The organism is Niameybacter sp., from assembly GCF_036655075.1.
GTDB lineage: Bacteria > Bacillota > Clostridia > Lachnospirales > Cellulosilyticaceae > Holtiella.
Genome location: NZ_JAVVQU010000007.1, coordinates 57,795 through 76,861 on the forward strand (window position 1 = coordinate 57,795; position 19,067 = coordinate 76,861).

Consider the following 19,067-nt stretch of genomic DNA (forward strand, 5'->3'; position numbering starts at 1 on the left):
TTTTATATCTCTTTACTTTTTATATCTCTTTACTTTTTATATCTCTATTGCTTGATGTACCTTTATTTTATAATCTTTTCTTTACTTCGTCTACTCTAGACACCTCACACTCATGCACCTCATGCTTTACATGATATAAAGGTTCAACACACCCCTTATCCCAAAGGACATCTGTACCCATGTTATGAATATATAAAAAGTGTACAGCCAGGGTCTTCCTATGCTGTACACTTTCATCTTCTATTTATGTTGTGAAATGACTTCTATTTCTGAAAGCACCCAGTCAAAGTCCCCTTTAGTTACAATACTATCACAGTATTCACAGCGACCTGCCTGGTTAATTGATAAGTTAGCACCACAGTTTGGACAGGCTGTAGCCTCTACATGCGCATCGTTAGTCGGTACCCCTTGTTTTCTTACAAGCTTCCAAATGTATTGCATATGCACCGCTCTAAACTGATCACCTTTAAGGACCTGACCATTTTCATCATTGACTACATAGTCCACAAAGCGTGATTTAATCGCCACATCCAAATATTCATAATCCCCACTTGTATAATACTTTAAAATGTCTGTATTTAAAATTGTAATATCTTCTATGCGATTTGTACGTTTGGTTTGAATAAATTGATCGAGCTGCATTTTATGCGTATTAAAAAGGGCATCTGTTTCAAAAGGTCTCGCTTCTTCCCACTTTTTATTCATCCAAGCAAGTTGTAGGCGCATGAACATATTGTTTACTTTACTCACTAGCATTTGCTCACTAAAGTGAGGGTCTGCTTCCATGAGTTGATTAAGACTTCCCTTATGAGCTTGTGGCATAGCTTCATAACTTCTAAAGTCCCTAGCCCCTTCTCTCCCATAGGAAGTACTTTGGGTATTTCCTCTATTCCCCCCACGGTTCTGATTACTCCTATAGAAGAAGAAAAGGACCAGTACAATAGGAATAAGAATCCAAGGTTCCCTCATAATCCATCTCATAAGTAACATCATCGTATAAGGGTCAATGCTATAACTTGAGGCGCTACTACTTCCGCTACTACTTCCGCTACTCCCACTAGAGCCTGAACTATAGTCTACATTGTTCCCCACATCTGCAAAGCAAGGAGCAGTGAGCAGTACGCATCCCCCTACAAAGGCACCTAATTTAGCGACTTGCATTAATCTACTTTGGTGCCTAAGCATCCAATTTTTCATTTTTAATCCCCCAATATTATAGTTTAGTTCCACATTCGTTACAGAACTTGGCCCCTTCAACAGCTGGCACACCACATTCTGGACAAAATCTTTTCTTTGGAATAGCTACCTCTACCTTTGTGCCACACTCGTTACAGAACTTAGCTGTCTCACTTAAGATTTGTCCACAGTTGGTACATTTTACCCCAGTACTTATTGATGCTACTGGTATTTCCTCACTTTGTTGAGTAGGTTGCGTTGGGTTATAGGCTGCACTTGTATTTTGCATATTCTGCATGTTTTGCATATTTTGGTTAAAGGCTTGCCCCATTTGCATACCCATAGTTAAGCCCATACCACTTTGCATCATGCCATTTAAGCCTTTGTTCTCGGCTGACTTTTCCATAATATCCATTTGCCTAATAGATTGAATACGTGTAAGGCGGTCTGTATCTACACTCCCACGAATATTCATATCTGTAAGTTCTTGCAATGACTTTTGAAGTTCTTCTGGAAGTGAAATGTTGTTGACCGTAAACGTATTAAGTTGCAGCCCAAACATTCTAAAGGCTTCCCCCACGTCTTGAATCATCTGCTTACTGATTTCATTGTATTGAGAAGCAATGTGTGCTACTGTCACATTCAAACTTCCTATAGCATCACTAAAGTGATTGATAATGTAGTCCTTAAGTTGAGTATTAATGGCGTCTTTTGTATAAGTCTTATTCGTACTTGATACCATTTCAATAAATTGTTTCGGATCATTAATACTAAAGGTATAGGTTCCAAATGCACGTATTTGCACTTGTCCAAATTGAGGGTCAGGAATCCAAATTGGACCTGGTGTCCCCCATTTATTATTTAACATTTCTTTTGTACTTACAAAGAATACATCAGATTTAAAAGGTGACTTAAATCCATAGGCCCATCCCTTTAAATCCCCTAAGAAAGGTAAATTCTCTGTTTCTAACTTATAAGTTCCAGGCCCAAACACGTCTGCAATTTGGCCTTGGTCCACAAAGACAGCCATTTGTCCAGGTCTTACAACGAGTTGTGCGCCATATTGAATTTCCTGGTCTTCCATAGGATACATATACACTAATGTATCTTGACTATTATCTAGCCACTGAATAATATCCAAAAGTTGTTTTTTAAAGAAACCCATTTTTTTCACTCCCTCAACGATTAATACTTCTATGGTATCATATAGAAGTTTATTTTTCTATTGTCTATGTCTATACTTTTATTAAAATTAAATAGCCCAATTGCCCTCTTTAAGAATAGTTAAGTGTTCTCCTGATTCTGTTACACCTTCAATCGTTAAGTTTTTGCCACCTACCATAAAATCTACATGCGTTAATGAAGTATTTGCACCTGCTGCTTCTAGTTCCTCTTTACTCATCTTTGTTCCCCCCTCTAAAGTATCTGGGTAAGCACTTCCAATGGCAAAGTGACAAGAGGCATTTTCATCAAATAAAGTATTAAAGAAAATGATATCTGTATTAGATACTGGAGAGTCATCAGGTACGATGGCCACTTCACCTAAGTAATGAGAGCCTTCATCCGTTTCAATAAGTCCTTTAAGTGTTTCGTAACCCTGATCAGCACTAAAGTCTACAATGCGTCCTTTTTCAAAATGGAGCACAAAGTTATCAACAAGGTTCCCTCCATAGCTTAAAGGTTTTGTAGAGGCCAGAGTTCCCTCTACACCGTATTTGTATGGCATAGTGAAGATTTCTTCTGTTGGCATATTGGCTACATAGTAAGTACCTACTTTATTCGCACTCCCACCACCTTGCCAAATATGTCCTTTGGGAAGCTCTACATACAAGTCTGTACCTGGTGCTCTATAATGAAGTTTGGTAAACTTTTTAGAGGTTAAGAACTTAGTCTTTTCTTCTAGCATCTTGGTATGTGCTTTCCAAGCTTCTACTGGACTTTCTTCATAAATACGTGTAGCAATAAAGATTTTATCCCAAAGTTTGTCTACAGCATCTTGGTCACTTGTAGCTTGTGGGAACACTTTATGTGCCCATTCTACAGTTGGGATAGAAGCCACGCACCATGCAATATCTCCATTTTGACTATAACGTCTAAAAGGTTCGAGTGCCATGCTGGCTGTCTTTTGCATTGTTGCAATACGGGTCGGATCTATCTCTTTTAACAAGTCTGGATTAGAGGCTGAGATACTAATAAAAGCGCAGTTCTTCTCTGCTAATCTACGTTTGCCCTCTGCTACCCATTCAGGATATTCTAAAAAGGCTGCATCTGGTGCATACATATAGTTCACTTTATTTAATTCTTCATCTACATAGTCTACATAGACCTTCTTAGCACCTACTGCGTAAGCACATTGAGTAAGCGCCCTTGCAAAGTAAGCGGTTTGAATAGGTGCTGTAATCATAAGATATTGGTCTTGTTGAATATTAACCCCTACTTCTACAATGAGTTTTGCATATTCTTCAATATTATTTTCTTTTGTTCTCATGCTTTTCATCCTCTCTTCTTATGAAACAAATTGATTAGTTGATGTTTGATAGCTATAGCCAATGACATCCATTCTTCCAAGTAACTCTTCCATATCCATATCATAGCTTTTACAAAGTTCTTCTAAGGAGTTATATTCATCGCGTAATTTCATATTCACAATACTAAGCATCATATATGGGTCTTTTCTGTTTAAACTTTCCATAACTTTTTCCCTCTCTTTTGTCAATTTAGGTCATTTTCTTATAATTAAAGCCATTATATCCCCTTCATTTTAGAGTGTCAACCAAACCTATACTTTATACACAGTATTGGGTTGTATCTGCATAATTATCTGATATAATACTACTATCACTATAGACAGTTGGCAGAGTAGATGTAAGTGCGTTAAGTGCTAGTTGGACGGGAAGTTGCCACTAGACGAAAAGCTTTTGCTTGCGGTACTTACGTCGCATTCCGCTGCCAAGTCAGCGCTTTCTAAATTCATTGGAGGTGCTTTAAATATGCAAAACAAAACAACTAAACTAGTGCTTCTTGCACTCCTCGTTGCACTCAATATCGTCTTAGTACGATTTGGTGCCATCTATCTCGGACCATCCCTTCGTATTACTTTTGGATTTATTCCAATTGTCATTATGGGGATTTTATTTGGACCTGTATCTGCTGCCGTTGGGGCAGGTGTTGCCGACTTTATTGGTGCCATCCTCTTTCCTGCGGGAGGTGCTTATTTCCCTGGTTTTACACTAAGCAGTATCGTTACAGGCTACATCTATGGAAAGATGTTATATGGTCATAAGCTGTCTATTACAAGAATTGTCGTGAGCAACTTACTCGTTATTCTCATCGTTCAGCTGTTTATGAATTCCATATGGGTATCTATGCTTTATGATAAAGCATTTATTGTCCTTATTAGTACTAAAATCGTGAAGTCTCTGGCTATGCTTCCTATAGAAAGTGTAATGATTTTACTTACTTATAAGTACATTTCACCTGCATTTCTTAAATATGCTGAGCGTTAAAAATATATACAAATAAATAAATCATAAACATATGCTTAGTCAATTGTTTATAGTGAACTAAAGGGGATGCTGCTAGTAATGCAACATCCCCTTTCATGTCATATAAGTTAGGCTTTAAGTGAAAGTGATTTAAGCGTTTTAGACTTTGTATAGTGCATAAGAGGCAGTTTAATCGTGAATCTAGTCCCTTTATTTTCTTCACTTTCTACTTCTACCTTACCTTCATGTAGCGTCACAAGCTTTTTCACCATAGTTAAACCAATGCCACTTCCTTCGTATTTTTCGCGGCTCTTATCTCCCCGGTACATCCTTTCAAAGATGTAGGGCATATCCTCTGTAGTCACGCCAATTCCTGTATCCTCAATGGACATGCATACCATCTTACCCTCTATATGGGTCGTCACTACAATACTCCCTGACTCTGTAAATTTAAATGCATTGGAAAAAAGATTCATTAAAATTTGCTTTAAGGCATTGTAATCTGCAAAAATGGTGACACGGTCTGTTTCTTTCAGATCAATTTTAAAATGAATTTGTCTTTCACGCGCTACTATTTTAAAGACATTGTACACTTCTTTAATACAACTATTCATATAGAGCTCTTGCCTATGCAAATCCGTTGTACAATCCTCAACATTTTTAAGCTTATCTAGATTATTCAACATACTTCCAAAACGGACAACCTCTTGATAAAGCACTTGCATTTGGTCTTCATCAATTGGATAAATCCCATCGATCATAGCCTCTAAGTTACTTTGTAAAATATGCAAAGGCGTACGAATCTCATGAGATAAATCTGAAATCAGCTTACGTCTTAAGGAATCTTGCTCATCTAACTTTTGAGCTAAGTAGTTCATACTATGCCGTAGATTTTCAATTTCTTTAATTTCACTTTTTTTGGTATATCGGGTGCGGTATTTGCCTTCTGCCAAGTCCACAGATGTCCTAGCTATTGCATAAATGGGCTTTGTAAATACCCCTGTAATATAAGCACCAATAGATGCAAAGCAGAGTAGGGCAATCAACCCACTCCATATAATGCTTCGATTGATGCAGCTTTGGAAGACGATATCTGAGGTGGATAAAATACTTGAAGGAAAATAGCCAATACGGGCATACCCTACTAAACCATAACTTTTAGCATGGATGGGAATGTCTTGAAAAGTATACACCTTTTCTTTATCCGGCAAGAATCTTGCCAAATAAGATGGACTTTGAAGCCCTTCTACTTCTTCCGCCAACTGCTCTTTTGTCTTTCCCCAAATAAGTGTCTTATCTGTATCTAGTATAGATAAAGAAAATTTACCACTTTGAGTCGTAATCAAAAACTCTTCTTCTATAGTATTTTCCCAACTTCCTTCTTGTTCATAAATTTCTTGAAGTTGCCTGACAATAATCTCACTGGTTTTTTCAATATTATCCTTAATATAAACTTTAAATTCTCTATCAATTGTAATATTTACAAAAAAAGCTGTTAAGAGGATCGTAAAAGTCCCTACACAAAGTAACAGCGCAAACAGTTGCTTACGCATAGAAATCATACAAGCATCCCCTCAAATTTATACCCTATACCTGTAACGGTTTTTATATATTTTGGATTTTTAGTGTCTTCTTCTACTTTTTTACGTAAATTTTTAATGTGCACATCAATTGTACGGTCAAATCCATCAAAATCAATGCCCATGACAGCTTCTATAAGTTGCTCACGCGTAAAGACACGCCCAGGTGCTGCAGCTAGTTCATACAACAAATCAAACTCATTCGGTGTCAGCCCTATAATCTCATTATTTACTTTCACCATGCGCTCTTGTAAGTAGATTTTAAGATGCCCTTTATCAAAGACCAACGTATCTTTATTTTCTTCTCTTTCTTTGCGTACTTCTAGGGCTTTCACACGAGCTACAAGCTCCCGCGGACTTACAGGCTTCACCAAATACTCATCGGCACCTATTTGGAAACCTTCTACTTTGTTATCTAGTGTGCCTTTAGCCGTAATCATAAAGATATAAGCATTGGATACACTACGCATTTCCTTACAGATTTCCTCACCTTGTATATCTGGTAGCATTAAATCTAAAAGCACCACATCTATTTTATGTTTATAAAATAAATTTAGTCCTTCTTTGCCTGTATAAGCACAAAAAACTTTATAATTTTCTTTTTCTAAGTACTTTGTCATAATATCTGCTACACGTACTTCATCTTCTATAATTAAAATATTCATAGGGCGGCCTCCTAATAATTCTCTCTTTTAATATGTATTATACCCACTTTATGTGAAGAAAGATTGAAAGGCTTAATTACAGTTATATTACATTATTTTTATATCTTTTATAAATAATTGCCAAAATGACTATTATCATTTAAAATAGTATCAAAGAGTTTATCTCTATATGGATTTGTTTTTTACAGAGAGGGGTATATCACATATGGAATTCAATTTTAATAGCAAAGAACATTTAATTACCTTCATTCAATCCGAAATTATTACAACAGCTGAAGCAACGGAATTGCTTAACTGCTCTAGACAATATTTAGATGAACTCGTCAGTAAGGGTAAAATTACTCCTGTAAAAACGATTAATCGCGTACGATTATATTGGCGAGATGATATCTCTTCCTTACATAAATCAAAATGTTAAAAAGGGTTGCTAGTCTATCGGCTAGCAACCCTTTCATACTTTAAGACATGAAAAAAGGAAAAGACAACGGGTCTTTTCCTTTGAGAGAAGGTATTCTATTTTAGGGGTAGCAAATAATACTTTATTTGCTGTAACATCTGGGGGAAGTTACAAGATTATTATATCAACATCGCGCAATAAAGTGTGCCCTAACATTTAGTTATTATCTTGATATTTTTGGTGATTTTGCTATTTAAATTTATTTTTCTCGTCAATTTGTTTAAAGATAACGCTTCTCATCCCCTCGTCTCTTATAACATATGCTTATCCTTAATGACGATTTTAAAACTATAGTTTAAAAACTGTCATTATGAATGTTTTTTGTTTCTTATGTGTACCATATCTAGGCATTTTTTAAATGAATATTTTCTAGCCCATTGGCTAACATGAGTTTAATACGGTTTTCTTGGTTCACTTTTGCACTAGAGGGGTCATAATCTATGGCAACAATGTTTGACTCTGGATAAGTCTCTTTCAACTTACGCATCATTCCTTTACCCACAATATGGTTAGGCAAACACCCAAAAGGTTGGGCACAAATCACATTCTCTACACCACTTTCAATAAGCTCTAGCATTTCAGCTGTAAGTAACCACCCTTCTCCCATCTTAATACCTATTCCCATAAAGCTACTAGCCATCTCCTTCACCTTTTCAAAGTCTGTAGGTGGGCGGAAAGGACTATACCTTTCTATGCAGTGAATCATTTTCTTTTGCATATGGTGCAAAAACTTATAACCTATTTGTGTCGCTATTATGCTAAACCCTTTATGTCCGTATAAGTCATGATCTATTTTTTTGTTAGAAAAGCTATACATCATAAAATCGCTAAGACCTGCCATAACTACTTCTGCATCTTCTTGTATCAAGAAGTCTTCTAGATGATTATTCCCCATAGGCGCATATTTCACATAGATCTCACCCACAATCCCTACCTTTACACGCTGAACCATCTTTTTAGGGATTGCATCAAACTCCTTCAGAATTTGACGGGCTACTTGGGTTGTTTTTAAAAACTTAGGCGTACCAGATAGCTCTGCTAATTCATTTACCCAACGATCTATTACAGCTTGGGTCGTCCCTTTTACCGTTTCATAAGGTTTGCACTGATTGCTTATCCACATAATCAAATCGCCATACCACATAGCTAGCACACATTTTCCTACGAGAACGGGCGTTAGCTTAAAGCCTGGATGTCTTTCTAGTCTACTCATGTTGACCGAGATGACTGGCACATCTTCATAGCCACTCTTTTTAAGCGCCTTACGCAGGAGATGAATGTAGTTAGAAGCCCTACATCCACCTCCTGTTTGTGTAATCATAAGTGCCGTCTTATGTGGATCATATTTGCCACTTTTAAGTGCTGCCATCAGTTGTCCAATCACTAAAATAGCTGGGTAACACAAATCGTTGTGTACATTTTTTAAACCTTCATGAATCATAGCCCCAGTATCTCCTTCATAAAACTCTAGGTGGTACCCGTAGCTTGCTAATACTTTTTTAATCATCCCAAAATGAATAGGTAACATAGTAGGTGCAATAATGGTATAGTCCTTTTTCATAGCCTTTGTAAAAAGTTTAGGCATGTGTAGTCCCCTCCTGTTTAGGCTCTGCAAGAGATTTGGCAAACATACTTCGTATCCTAATCTTAGCAGCACCTAGATTACTCGTTTCATCAATCTTAAGCTGTGTATACAACCTATCTTTTGTAGCTAGAATTTGAGCTACTTCATCGGAGGTAATAGCATCTGTCCCACATCCAAAGGAAACTAACTGAATCACATCCATATCTGCTTGCTTAAGCGATTCATAGGTGGCACTATATAGCCTTGCTTGATAGGTCCACTGATTAAGCACTTCGACCTGTGGCTTATACGTTGTGCTATAAAGAGCATCCTCGCTTAAAACTACAGCACCTAGATTGTTAAGTAAGCTATCTATCCCATGGTTGATTTCAGGGTCAATATGATAAGGTCTTCCAAGCAGTGCTACAATACGCTTGTGATGTGTTCTTGCATAATCTATAGCTCTTTTGCCCTCTGCCAATACAGCCTCTTTATACATAGCTTGTGCCACATAGGCCTGGTCTACTGCTCCCTTTAGTTCTTTATAAGAAATATCTGAGAAATACTTTTCAAGTGTCTTATACAAGGTTTTTGCCAAAACTTTAGGATAGTTCAAATCTACATAAGGATTGATTAGCGCAGTAGTCTTAAGACCTTCTACATTGGCCACTAGCACCTCGGGATAATAAGCTACAATTGGGCAGTTAAAGCAGTTGTCAGAAATACCTTCATTGAGGTTATAACTCATACAAGGATAAAAAATGGCATCTACCTTTTGTGAAAATAAACTTTCAATATGTCCATGGGCTAACTTGGCTGGATAGCATATCGTATCCGAAGGAATAGAATATTCTCCCATACGATACAGCTTTTTATTAGATGGCGTAGAGAGTACTACATTAAATCCTAAAACCTCAAAAAACTTACTCCAAAAAGGTAGTAGTTCATAAAAGTTTAAAACAAGTGGTAGTCCTATTGTTTCTTTACGCGTGCCATGTGTCACATTCATCTGACGTAGCTTCTCATATTTAAATGCATATAAGTTAGGTAGCTTCTCTTGTATCGTCCCCATTGGGCGCTCACATCTGTTACCTGATATGTATTTTTCTTTATCATTAAAGTAGTTAATAATTAAATTGCAATGATTGGTACATAGCTTACAACGTGTCATCTTGGACATATGCCTAAAGTGAATAAGTTTTTCATAACTCAGTAAGCTACTGCATACTGCTCTATTTTCTTTTGCATACAAGGCTACCCCAAAAGCACCCATAAGTCCCGCAATGTTTGGTCGTATTGTTTCCTTTTCAAGCTCTATTTCTAAACTTCTTAAAATCCCATCGTTGAGCAGCGTCCCACCTTGCACCACAATGTGGTCCCCTAATTCTTCCACATTATTCGTTCGAATGACTTTATAAAGCGCATTTTTTACTACACTTATAGCAAGCCCCGCTGAGACATCCTCTATAGTTGCTCCCTCCTTTTGCGCTTCTTTAACCGAGGAGTTCATAAACACAGTACATCGTGACCCTAGGTCCACAGGATTCTTGGCAAACAAAGCCATCTGTGCAAAAGTTTTAACATCATATCCTAATTGCAGCGCAAAGGTTTCAATAAATGAACCACATCCGGAAGAACACGCCTCATTTAGCATAATACTTTGAATACGTCCACTTGATACCTTAAAACACTTAATATCCTGTCCCCCAATATCGAGGATAAAGGTTACCTCCGGGTCAAAATAGTGGGCTGCCGTAAAATGGGCCATTGTCTCTACAATACCAAAATCTAACTTAAAGGCATTTTTAATCAGTTCCTCTCCATATCCTGTGACACCACTTGCTACAATTTGTATACGTTCACCACAAGCTTCGTAAACCTCCAACAATTGTGCTTTAATAAGCTCCACAGGATTGCCTTGATTAGATGCATAAAACTCAAATAAAATCTCCTCCTGTGTTCCGATGAGCACCATTTTAGTTGTTGTACTCCCTGCATCTATTCCTAAGTAAGCCTCTCCTTCATATGTTCTAATATCTACTTTTTTCACTTCATTTTGCCCATGTCGTATCTTGAACAGTTTATAGTCTTCTGGGGTTTGAAATAATGGTTTGAGGCGACCCACTTTTTTCTCACTACTTTCATCTTTAATCAATTTTTGGGCAAGCACCTCAAGGGTATAGGCTCCTTGCGTATTTTGACTAAACTTTGCACATCCAGTGGCTACAAAAAGTTGACTATTTGTAGGGAATATGGCCTGTTCATCTGTTAGGTTCAATGTCTCTTTGAAACACTTTTTAAGTCCCTCATAAAAATACAACGGTCCACCTAAAAACATAACCTTTCCTTGTATTTTTCGCCCTTGAGCAAGGCCTATAATGGTCTGGTCTACAACTGCTTGAAAAATACTTGCACTTATATCTGCTTTAGATGCTCCCTGATTTAAAAGAGGTTGAATATCTGACTTTGCAAACACACCGCACCTCGATGCAATCGGATAAAGAGACTCATGCTGCAAACTCAGCTGGTCTAGAGTCATTGTATCTACATTCATAAGTGATGCCATCTGGTCGATAAAAGCCCCTGTTCCTCCTGCACAGGTAGAGTTCATACGTTCTTCTAGCCCACCTGTTAAAAAGATTATTTTGGCATCTTCTCCTCCAAGTTCAATGACTGTATCTACTTCAAGCGCCTCTTCCTTTACAAGGTAGGCTGTGGCAAAAACTTCTTGTACAAAGTGTATACCTGTTTTTTTTGCAATCCCATAGCCTGCTGAACCAGTTATAGCAACTTGAACTGGTTGATCTTCAAGGAACAGCTTTATCTTTTTTATTTCTTCTAATAATTTGCTAAGAATTTTGGAGTAATGTCTTTCATAGCTGGAATAGATAATATTTTCTTTATCATCTAAAACCACAACTTTTAATGTGGTAGAACCCGCATCGATCCCCATCCTATAAGTCATGTTGTTCTCTCCCCTCTTCTAACTTACCTTTCTATTCTATTACAATATTTTGATTTTTTCTATATTTATCTAAATACTTTATTCGACTCTCTATTGTGTCTCTTTAAACGTAAAAAAGACTCTATTCACACGTATTACAAACAAAAAACCACCTTCTCATTAAGAAAGTGGGTTAAGGTATATGTATTGCTATATGTTTTATATACGAATTAAAGTATTGCTATCTGCTACGATTTCATCTAACTCTGCCATTTTGGCTACATCCCAATAAGCATCTCTATGGAATGTCATATAAAGTGCTTTACGCACAACAAGAACTTTTTTCTCTGGATGCACTTCATACACAAGTTCATTATCTGCTTTAATTTTAAGCAACTTGCCTCTTTTTTCTTTTGAAAAAATTTGTTCGTTATAGGCTACTTTTTCTCTATTATCAGTTAAAAATGTAGCAAAGTCATCTCTACTTGTAACATGTTGTACGGATTTCATTTTCTATTACCTGCCTTTTATAAACTAATCTTGTATACAATATACAGTATACTGTATGCTAGAATTATTATATAAGGTTCTCACCATAATTTCAAGACCATTTTCTAAATTTTTCACTTTTATGAATAAAAGAGCTATAAAACTAAACATTTACTTAGTCTTATAGCTCGTCTTTACAAAGGTAAACTATTTATTCAGTTTAGTGAAACATATCTTTAATATCGTGTTTCACTTCTTCTTTGATTTCATGATAAGCTTCTTGAACGTTGTCCACTTTGTTTTGAATACGTTCTTTGTTGAGCTCATGTTTAACCTCGTAGCTTAAATTTTCCGCTGTGAGCTTAGTTGCTTCTACTGCATCTTTCAAACCATGTTTAGCTTTATTTTTCATATTTTCAAGTGTCATCGTCATCAATCCTTTTAGTGAATTTTTAGATATCACTATTATGTTCCACTTTATGCTTTTTTATGCGTACTTCACTATAGCCCTCTGCTTTCTGTAACACAAAGATCTGATTTTCCAGTTCTAACTCAAAGTTTACATTTTCTTAAGATTACAAAGTAAAATAATTATTTTTTCATATTTCATTAAAATTATTTACACGCATTAATAAATACTTTACAATTTTAACCTATAATTAAAATTATTATACTTTTAAAAGGAGATGATTTTATGTCAGTTGAAGATGATATGATCATTGATGCCCCCAGTCCTAAGCCTCAAAAAGACTTTCTCAAACTGCTTACTCACATTATAGCTATTGTATGTGTTGCTTTTGTAGTCGCCATTCTATTCCTTGGCTCTATTTACCGTCTTTCAACAGGTACAGTGGCTGTTATTACCCGTTTTGGCGCCATTACAGGCGTAAATGAACAAGCCGGTATTCACTTTAAAATGCCTTTCATCGATAAAATCCAAAAGGTAGATGTACAGAGCATACATAAAATGGAGTACGGCTACCGTACCGCGCAACCTGGTACGACACTTGCCGATCCTCTTTATGCCGATGAAACTTCTGAAGAGCAAGTTATTGTAGAGGCTAAAAGTAATAATGCTTCCATTATTCTCTTAAACTTGATTGTGCGTTATCAAGTAAGTGACCCGATTAACTATTTATACGAAGTAGACGACATTGAAGGCACTATGCGACTTGCTTTAGAAGACGTGATTCGTAATACCCTTCCAAGTTTTAGTATTAATGAGGCACTTCAAAACAAAGAGTTAATCGATGAAGCCATCTTACCCAAATATCAAAAGAAGCTAGATAAATACAACACAGGCATTAAAATTGTCCAAGTAACAACTCAAAATGTTTCCTTGCTTCCAGCTGTTGAAGAAACCAGACAAAAGGTTGAAGAATCCAATCAATACAAACAAGGCCGTGAGGAAGAAGCTCAAAAATATGCCAATACAGTCATTCCAACAGCTCAAGCTGAGGCTACTAAACTTTATGAAGATGCAAAAGGCTATCGCGCAGAAGTGATTGCAAATGCTAATGCTGATGTATCTGAATTTGAAGCCCTTTATAGCCAATACATTATCAATCCTGAAATCGTTAAGGAAAAATACTATCTTGAAGCCATGCAATCCATCTTCCAAAACAACAAACTGGTTATTGACCAGACACAAGATAGTAACTTCTTAAAATTCTACAACATTCCAACCGAAGGGCGTGATGCACAATGAAATTTAAATGGATATTAGGCCTTGTAGGTGTCTTGGTACTCCTTACTTTAGCCAACAGTCTCTATATTGTTGAACCTGATGAAGTTGCCACCATTGAGCGATTTGGTGCCCTCAAAGCTACTGTTATTCGTACCGAAAAACAAGATGTGGTTTCCCGTGGGTTAAATAGTTATGACTCTTTAAAAAACGTGAAGATGGTGACTGACCGTGGCCTTCTCTTCAAACTACCTTTTATAGATAAGGTAGAAAAATATATTGCCAAGTACTTAACTTATACTTCCAATCCTGAAACTATCAACACCAGTGATAGTAGAAAATTAGATATTCAAATGTATGCCCAATACCGTATTGAAAACCCTGCTGTCTATAAAATGAAAGTGGGCTCCTTAAATAAGCTTAATCAGCTCATGGATGATAATGTCTACCCTGTTGTTATTCAATCTGCCAACAAACTTACCTTTGATCAATTCTTTGACGATGAGATTATGTCCAAAATGATGGAAGAACGTCGTCAAGAACTTAATAAGACTTTAGTCGTTCAATACGGGATTGAAGTCGCAGATATTGGGATCTACCGCAAAAACTTCCCACAATCTAACATTACAAGTATTGAGGACAAAATGAGTAAAGAAATTCAAAAGGAAAGCGAACGCTTACGTGCAGAAGGCGATGCTTACTACACCAAATCTTCTTCTGAAACGAATCGTAAAGAAAAAGAAATCATTGCAAAAGCTGTAGAAGAAAGTGCTATTATTCGCGCAGAAGCCGAAAGACAAGCGCTAGAAATCTACCAAACTTCTCTTACCAAAGATATTGATTTTTACCGTTTTATTCAACGTATGAATGCCTACAAAGATTTAAAAGATCAAACCATTTTTCTAGATAAAGATAATGAATTCTTAAATTACTTAGATGGCTACCGCTAGCCATTAGATAGAAATAAGGCACTACTGTGAAATGCATAGATAGCCTTATCCATAGTAAAAAGGAGCGCTAAAACTAATTAATTTTCTAGTTTTAGCGCTCCTTTTTTCATATTCTACTCTGATTGTTTGGTTATAAAGTCTACAATTTCTTTCGGGTCTTCTAAGCTATGTGGATGATGGCCTACATGTGGTTTTAAGATCAACTTCATTGTTCCACCTAAGGCTTGGTAAGCATCTACTAGAATTGCACCATTTTCATCATAAGGTACGAGGCTATCCGCATCACCTGCAACCAAAATTAAAGGTAGCTTATTCTCTATCAAAGTTTGTATCATTTTTTCTCTTTGACTTTCAAAGGCTTCTACGGCATCTTCTTCTCCAATGCCGTAGATCTTCAAGCACTTTCTCCAGTCTTCGGGTGAACCTTCTCCTTTGTATAGTCCACCTGGCCAACTACATGGGTCCACAACAGGTGCGTCTAAATACAAAGTTCCTACATGTTCTGGATAGCTACTAGCATAGTTTAGCGCATAAAGTGCTCCTCTACTAAATCCAAAAACATCTGCCTTTTGAGCTAATTCAAATTTACTTCTTACTACTTCATAAAATACATGCATTGCTTGAACGGCTAACTCACTTCCATACATATCTTGCATGTTACAATAGGCAATATGCCATCCTTCTTCTAACAAGGCCATATCCGCATAGCTAAAAGCATCAAAAAATTCTGTACGCCATACCCAAGGTCTTCCTTGTTTGGCTTCTTTAGGCTCTACGACAATACAAGATCTTCCTGCTGCATAAAAATGATAACTTTTGTGACCTTTAAAGCTTCCTTCTTCTATCTTTTCACTTAGCTTGTCTCTCTCAAGTGCTTCTTTAATACGCTTATTTAACTTTTCACTTTCTTCTGCTAAGCAATCTACGCCTACTGTACTCAGTACTAAAAGCTCATTTCCATGTCCAATAAAATCTAATAACGTGTCACTAATCATTCTATTTTTAGCTGCTACAAGTTGATAAAGTTCTGATTTGGATTCATCTTCTACATACTCAGGCACATCTTGAAGGGTGATATGAAAAACTTGTTTTAATATAGCCTGTGCACAAACAAAATTCCCCATATGATTTGGATGTATACCATCACCCGTTCTATAGCTAGGTTGTTCACGACGTCTTTTTTGAATGGCCTCAAATAATGGTCCATAGATATCTACCACTTGATCTTTGTATTCTGAGTCAAGTAGCCAATCACTGTATACTTTAAGGACATCATTATACCCAATATACGGTTTCATAAAGCCATAGTCATCTCCATCTAACCCTTGAAGCTGACTTGGATCTAACATTTGCTCATCAAATGGTGGTGGTGTTAAGAGTACTACGTCGCACCCCTTTTCTTTTGTACACTCTACAAACTTTTTGACTCCTTCTTTGTAAGCCGCAAATCGCTCTTCACTGAAAGGATGATAAATGCCATCATTCATGCCATAGCTTGCAAAAACTAAATCTGGTTTAATAAGATCCAATGTACGTTCTAACCTTTGAAAGGCACAAGGACGTAAAAAGGGATGATGTGCTTCTGAAAGACCTGATAATGTCTCACTACTTAATCCTAAATTAATTACAGTTGGTTTTTGATCCCCAAAATGCATAGTTAAATAGGTGTCTATATCATTTACATACTGCGCTAAATAAGTAATGCTATCTCCAAGAAATAAAATCTTTTTCATTTTCTATATTCCTCACTTAATATCTATATTATGGAAAACTAAAATAGGTAATTGTCCTTCAATATCTCTTGGTAAATAGCCTTTTAAACTACGCCCTACACGGCAACTTACTTTTCCCACACCTTGTAGATTTCTACCTAACTTCAAGAAAATACTGTTTTGATCTATACCATACCCTACTATTTCAACTTGCCCTAACTCATCTGTAACCGTGAAACCTAATGCATCTACTGATACGTCAAATACGTCCAATCGCTCATACACATGATTAAAACTTAACTTGACATTTTGTTCATCTATTCTTAGTGCTTCTTGGATATCTGGTGCATCACAAACGCGATTTCTATGATACACATGACTTAATGCACATCTTGCTACACGTTCCCCTATAACTAAGTTCCCATAAGAATTATTATGTATGGCATCTGACAAAGGTAGATCAATAGAAGGAATAATATACACCTGTTCGATTTGATGTGCTGCTTTTCTCTGTGCCTCTCTTATACCTGCCCAAGCTGCATCTGCTCGTTCTATTTGAGCTTGATCCGCTGTGAAATAATTAATAACCTTATTCAATTGTACTGTAAAAATAGGCAGATTGGGATGCCCCACGTCTTGTCTTAGTGTATGTACCATCACTTTAAATCTTTCTAAGTAAGCCTCTTCCTCTTGCCCTTGGTCTGCATCTGTACAACCTTGATACCACAGTACACCACTTATTCCCTTAGTATGATTTTGAATAATCTCCAACATATTACGATATAAATAGCCATCTTCTTCTGGATTCCATGCACTAAGCGGTGAACCACCTAGTGCTGCTTGTACAAGTCCAATAGGATAGCCTAATTCTTTTTTTAGATGCTTTGCAAAACTAAGCCATGGTGAATGCCCCGGATTACCGCCTTCTCTATTTGCTGTATACTTAACATGTGTAGACTCATTAAATGGGTGAGTTGCTAAATCCCATTTACCGCTATTTTTAAGTAAATGTATCCCCAGTTCTGGTGAATCTAACACAGCATCTTTTCCATATCCAGCTGAATTGCTCTGCCCTGCAATGACATACACATCACCTACCCCAATGTGGTGAATCATATCACCTCGGCTTGACCACTCAACAGCTTGTCCCTCATAAGTTTTTAGGCAGGTCTCGATACGATACAAGCCACCTTTAGGAACATCTTTAAAAGTTAATTCCCATTCTTTCTCCTTGGTATGTACAGCCTCTTGCCAACGGATGACACTTTCATAACTATCCTCAAATACAACTCTTCCAAATACCCTTGCATATGCAATTTCTTCAGTTGTCTCATACGTTCCCTGAATCTTAATATCTGCTACGCCTTCTACCTGTTGTATAATCTGCCAATCTTGTGGTCCACGGGTAATTAACGCCCCTATGTTCATACTTTTCTCTCCTATACTTACAAAATTATATTTTTATTAAATTAATGAATATATTTCACATTAATTATAGCGTTTCTTTACACAAAACTAAATAGTTTTTACTATTTTTTTTACATTTTATATATTTTTGTGAAACTATATAAGAAAAAATCTATCTCATAATCTATCAGTACTTCTAATCAATGATAGATTACCTTATTCAGTCTATAAATACCTAAGTATTTGTTTTTCTTCCTATTTTAAAGTATTACTTAAATACACCACTTTAACTTAACACTTAAGCTATTTTTTAGACAAAATGTTAAATTCACTTTCTGCATTTCTAGAGTTTTCAAACACAAAGTGCCTTATTTTATAATGTGGATTTTATGGATTTTAACGAAGTTTAAATTTTTAGAATCTTTCACTAGACTTGTCCCCCTTTTCAGTTCATAATAAGTATATAAGTGTTGGCTTCACTGTGGCTCCTAGGTAAACTTGAAACCAACATCACTAAGTGAAAGTTAAACAACTTTGGTTCCCTCTCAACCAATACTTGAACAAACTGACACTTGGGCAACCGATCTACTTATAAGTAAAAGTGGCAAATGGTAGATTCGGGGCACTATCCTCACAACTACATATCTTTCATCCACTATGCTTCACCTACGATAGAAAGCTTACAAGCAAGTGGGCAAGACAAGTCCTTGGGTACACCTGTTTGAACGCAGAAACTTGCAGTAATAAGTCAATAAGACCTCTATTACCAACAGTTTGCTCGTTACAACATGCTGTAGCAAGGTAAGCCCTTTGCCTACTCCTTGAGGCTTGATTTCACAAGAAGCTGGATGAAATCTAAGTTTTCCATGTGAGGCTTTGCCACAAACACAAAAACTAGCTTAAGTCTGTCATTAAAATGAGAGGGGACAGATTTGGGCTAGTTTTTGTGCGTTT

Annotated in this window: 16 protein-coding genes and 1 riboswitch; of the genes, 4 read left to right on the plus strand and 12 right to left on the minus strand. The window is 36.6% G+C overall.

What is annotated here, in order from left to right; genetic code table 11:
• Positions 1-240: 240 nt before the first annotated feature.
• The 4 genes from RRY75_RS03605 to RRY75_RS03620 all read right to left on the minus strand — a co-directional run bounded on the left by RRY75_RS03605 (position 241) and on the right by RRY75_RS03620 (position 3,868).
• Positions 241-1,197 (minus strand): TIM44-like domain-containing protein, encoded by a 957-nt coding sequence (locus RRY75_RS03605; RefSeq protein ID WP_332527822.1) that lies wholly within the window; start codon positions 1,195-1,197, stop codon positions 241-243.
• A 16-nt stretch (positions 1,198-1,213) separates the two neighbouring features.
• Entirely contained in the window at positions 1,214-2,341 is a 1,128-nt protein-coding gene (locus RRY75_RS03610) for an SPFH domain-containing protein (RefSeq protein ID WP_332715696.1), read from the minus strand.
• A gap of 87 nt (positions 2,342-2,428) precedes the next feature.
• A complete protein-coding gene (locus tag RRY75_RS03615; protein ID WP_332527824.1) occupies positions 2,429-3,664 on the minus strand; it encodes an aminopeptidase in 1,236 nt (411 codons plus the stop codon).
• Between the two features lie 18 nt (positions 3,665-3,682).
• A complete protein-coding gene (locus RRY75_RS03620; RefSeq protein WP_332527825.1) occupies positions 3,683-3,868 on the minus strand; it encodes a DUF4250 domain-containing protein in 186 nt (61 codons plus the stop codon).
• Between the two features lie 161 nt (positions 3,869-4,029).
• Positions 4,030-4,127: riboswitch (THF riboswitch) on the plus strand.
• 39 nt (positions 4,128-4,166) lie between these two features.
• On the opposite strand from RRY75_RS03620, the gene RRY75_RS03625 reads away from it, so the two are divergent.
• On the plus strand, positions 4,167-4,682 hold the full coding sequence (locus RRY75_RS03625) for a folate family ECF transporter S component (RefSeq protein ID WP_332493633.1): 516 nt from the start codon (positions 4,167-4,169) through the stop codon (positions 4,680-4,682).
• Between the two features lie 107 nt (positions 4,683-4,789).
• On the opposite strand, the gene RRY75_RS03630 is transcribed toward RRY75_RS03625, so the two are convergent.
• On the minus strand, positions 4,790-6,223 hold the full coding sequence (locus RRY75_RS03630; RefSeq protein ID WP_332493632.1) for a sensor histidine kinase: 1,434 nt from the start codon (positions 6,221-6,223) through the stop codon (positions 4,790-4,792).
• Positions 6,220-6,906 (minus strand): response regulator transcription factor, encoded by a 687-nt coding sequence (locus tag RRY75_RS03635; protein WP_332493631.1) that lies wholly within the window; start codon positions 6,904-6,906, stop codon positions 6,220-6,222. Before RRY75_RS03635 ends, RRY75_RS03630 begins: the two co-directional genes overlap by 4 nt.
• A 205-nt stretch (positions 6,907-7,111) precedes the next feature.
• Here RRY75_RS03635 and RRY75_RS14200 point away from each other — a divergent pair, with 205 nt between their 5' ends.
• A complete protein-coding gene (locus RRY75_RS14200; RefSeq protein ID WP_334309872.1) occupies positions 7,112-7,324 on the plus strand; it encodes a helix-turn-helix domain-containing protein in 213 nt (70 codons plus the stop codon).
• 382 nt (positions 7,325-7,706) lie between these two features.
• Here the strand turns inward: RRY75_RS14200 and RRY75_RS03640 are convergent, their stop codons facing one another.
• The 4 genes from RRY75_RS03640 to RRY75_RS03655 form a co-directional block, all read right to left on the minus strand.
• A complete protein-coding gene (locus tag RRY75_RS03640; protein WP_332493629.1) occupies positions 7,707-8,948 on the minus strand; it encodes a hypothetical protein in 1,242 nt (413 codons plus the stop codon).
• Positions 8,941-11,892, minus strand: coding sequence for an acyl-CoA dehydratase activase-related protein (locus RRY75_RS03645; RefSeq protein WP_332527827.1), 2,952 nt, complete (start codon positions 11,890-11,892; stop codon positions 8,941-8,943). The genes RRY75_RS03640 and RRY75_RS03645 overlap by 8 nt, the downstream gene beginning before the upstream one ends.
• A gap of 198 nt (positions 11,893-12,090) precedes the next feature.
• Positions 12,091-12,381, minus strand: a complete 291-nt coding sequence (locus RRY75_RS03650) for a hypothetical protein (RefSeq protein WP_332493625.1) — start codon at positions 12,379-12,381, stop codon at positions 12,091-12,093.
• A 199-nt stretch (positions 12,382-12,580) separates the two neighbouring features.
• Positions 12,581-12,787 (minus strand): hypothetical protein, encoded by a 207-nt coding sequence (locus RRY75_RS03655; protein WP_332493624.1) that lies wholly within the window; start codon positions 12,785-12,787, stop codon positions 12,581-12,583.
• A 267-nt stretch (positions 12,788-13,054) separates the two neighbouring features.
• On the opposite strand from RRY75_RS03655, the gene hflK reads away from it, so the two are divergent.
• Both hflK and RRY75_RS03665 read left to right on the plus strand, forming a co-directional pair.
• The gene (hflK, locus tag RRY75_RS03660) at positions 13,055-14,068 is read left to right on the plus strand and encodes an FtsH protease activity modulator HflK (protein ID WP_332493623.1); all 1,014 of its coding nucleotides are present in this window, start codon (positions 13,055-13,057) and stop codon (positions 14,066-14,068) included.
• The gene (locus tag RRY75_RS03665) at positions 14,065-14,994 is read left to right on the plus strand and encodes an SPFH domain-containing protein (RefSeq protein ID WP_332493622.1); all 930 of its coding nucleotides are present in this window, start codon (positions 14,065-14,067) and stop codon (positions 14,992-14,994) included. The genes hflK and RRY75_RS03665 overlap by 4 nt, the downstream gene beginning before the upstream one ends.
• A 113-nt stretch (positions 14,995-15,107) precedes the next feature.
• Here the strand turns inward: RRY75_RS03665 and RRY75_RS03670 are convergent, their stop codons facing one another.
• On the minus strand, positions 15,108-16,727 hold the full coding sequence (locus RRY75_RS03670) for a GDSL-type esterase/lipase family protein (RefSeq protein WP_332528770.1): 1,620 nt from the start codon (positions 16,725-16,727) through the stop codon (positions 15,108-15,110).
• A gap of 12 nt (positions 16,728-16,739) precedes the next feature.
• Positions 16,740-18,134, minus strand: a complete 1,395-nt coding sequence (locus RRY75_RS03675) for a sialate O-acetylesterase (protein ID WP_332493618.1) — start codon at positions 18,132-18,134, stop codon at positions 16,740-16,742.
• Between the last annotated feature and the right edge of the window lie 933 nt (positions 18,135-19,067).

Excerpts from the sequence above, each read along its gene's own strand:
- RRY75_RS03605 (WP_332527822.1), bottom strand. The coding sequence starts at position 1,197 with ATGAAAAATTGGATGCTTAGGCACCAAAGTAGATTAATGCAAGTCGCT.
- RRY75_RS03610 (WP_332715696.1), bottom strand. The coding sequence starts at position 2,341 with ATGGGTTTCTTTAAAAAACAACTTTTGGATATTATTCAGTGGCTAGAT.
- RRY75_RS03615 (WP_332527824.1), bottom strand. The coding sequence starts at position 3,664 with ATGAGAACAAAAGAAAATAATATTGAAGAATATGCAAAACTCATTGTA.
- RRY75_RS03620 (WP_332527825.1), bottom strand. The coding sequence starts at position 3,868 with ATGGAAAGTTTAAACAGAAAAGACCCATATATGATGCTTAGTATTGTG.
- RRY75_RS03625 (WP_332493633.1), top strand. The coding sequence starts at position 4,167 with ATGCAAAACAAAACAACTAAACTAGTGCTTCTTGCACTCCTCGTTGCA.
- RRY75_RS03630 (WP_332493632.1), bottom strand. The coding sequence starts at position 6,223 with ATGATTTCTATGCGTAAGCAACTGTTTGCGCTGTTACTTTGTGTAGGG.
- RRY75_RS03635 (WP_332493631.1), bottom strand. The coding sequence starts at position 6,906 with ATGAATATTTTAATTATAGAAGATGAAGTACGTGTAGCAGATATTATG.
- RRY75_RS14200 (WP_334309872.1), top strand. The coding sequence starts at position 7,112 with ATGGAATTCAATTTTAATAGCAAAGAACATTTAATTACCTTCATTCAA.
- RRY75_RS03640 (WP_332493629.1), bottom strand. The coding sequence starts at position 8,948 with ATGCCTAAACTTTTTACAAAGGCTATGAAAAAGGACTATACCATTATT.
- RRY75_RS03645 (WP_332527827.1), bottom strand. The coding sequence starts at position 11,892 with ATGACTTATAGGATGGGGATCGATGCGGGTTCTACCACATTAAAAGTT.
- RRY75_RS03650 (WP_332493625.1), bottom strand. The coding sequence starts at position 12,381 with ATGAAATCCGTACAACATGTTACAAGTAGAGATGACTTTGCTACATTT.
- RRY75_RS03655 (WP_332493624.1), bottom strand. The coding sequence starts at position 12,787 with ATGACACTTGAAAATATGAAAAATAAAGCTAAACATGGTTTGAAAGAT.
- hflK (WP_332493623.1), top strand. The coding sequence starts at position 13,055 with ATGTCAGTTGAAGATGATATGATCATTGATGCCCCCAGTCCTAAGCCT.
- RRY75_RS03665 (WP_332493622.1), top strand. The coding sequence starts at position 14,065 with ATGAAATTTAAATGGATATTAGGCCTTGTAGGTGTCTTGGTACTCCTT.
- RRY75_RS03670 (WP_332528770.1), bottom strand. The coding sequence starts at position 16,727 with ATGAAAAAGATTTTATTTCTTGGAGATAGCATTACTTATTTAGCGCAG.
- RRY75_RS03675 (WP_332493618.1), bottom strand. The coding sequence starts at position 18,134 with ATGAACATAGGGGCGTTAATTACCCGTGGACCACAAGATTGGCAGATT.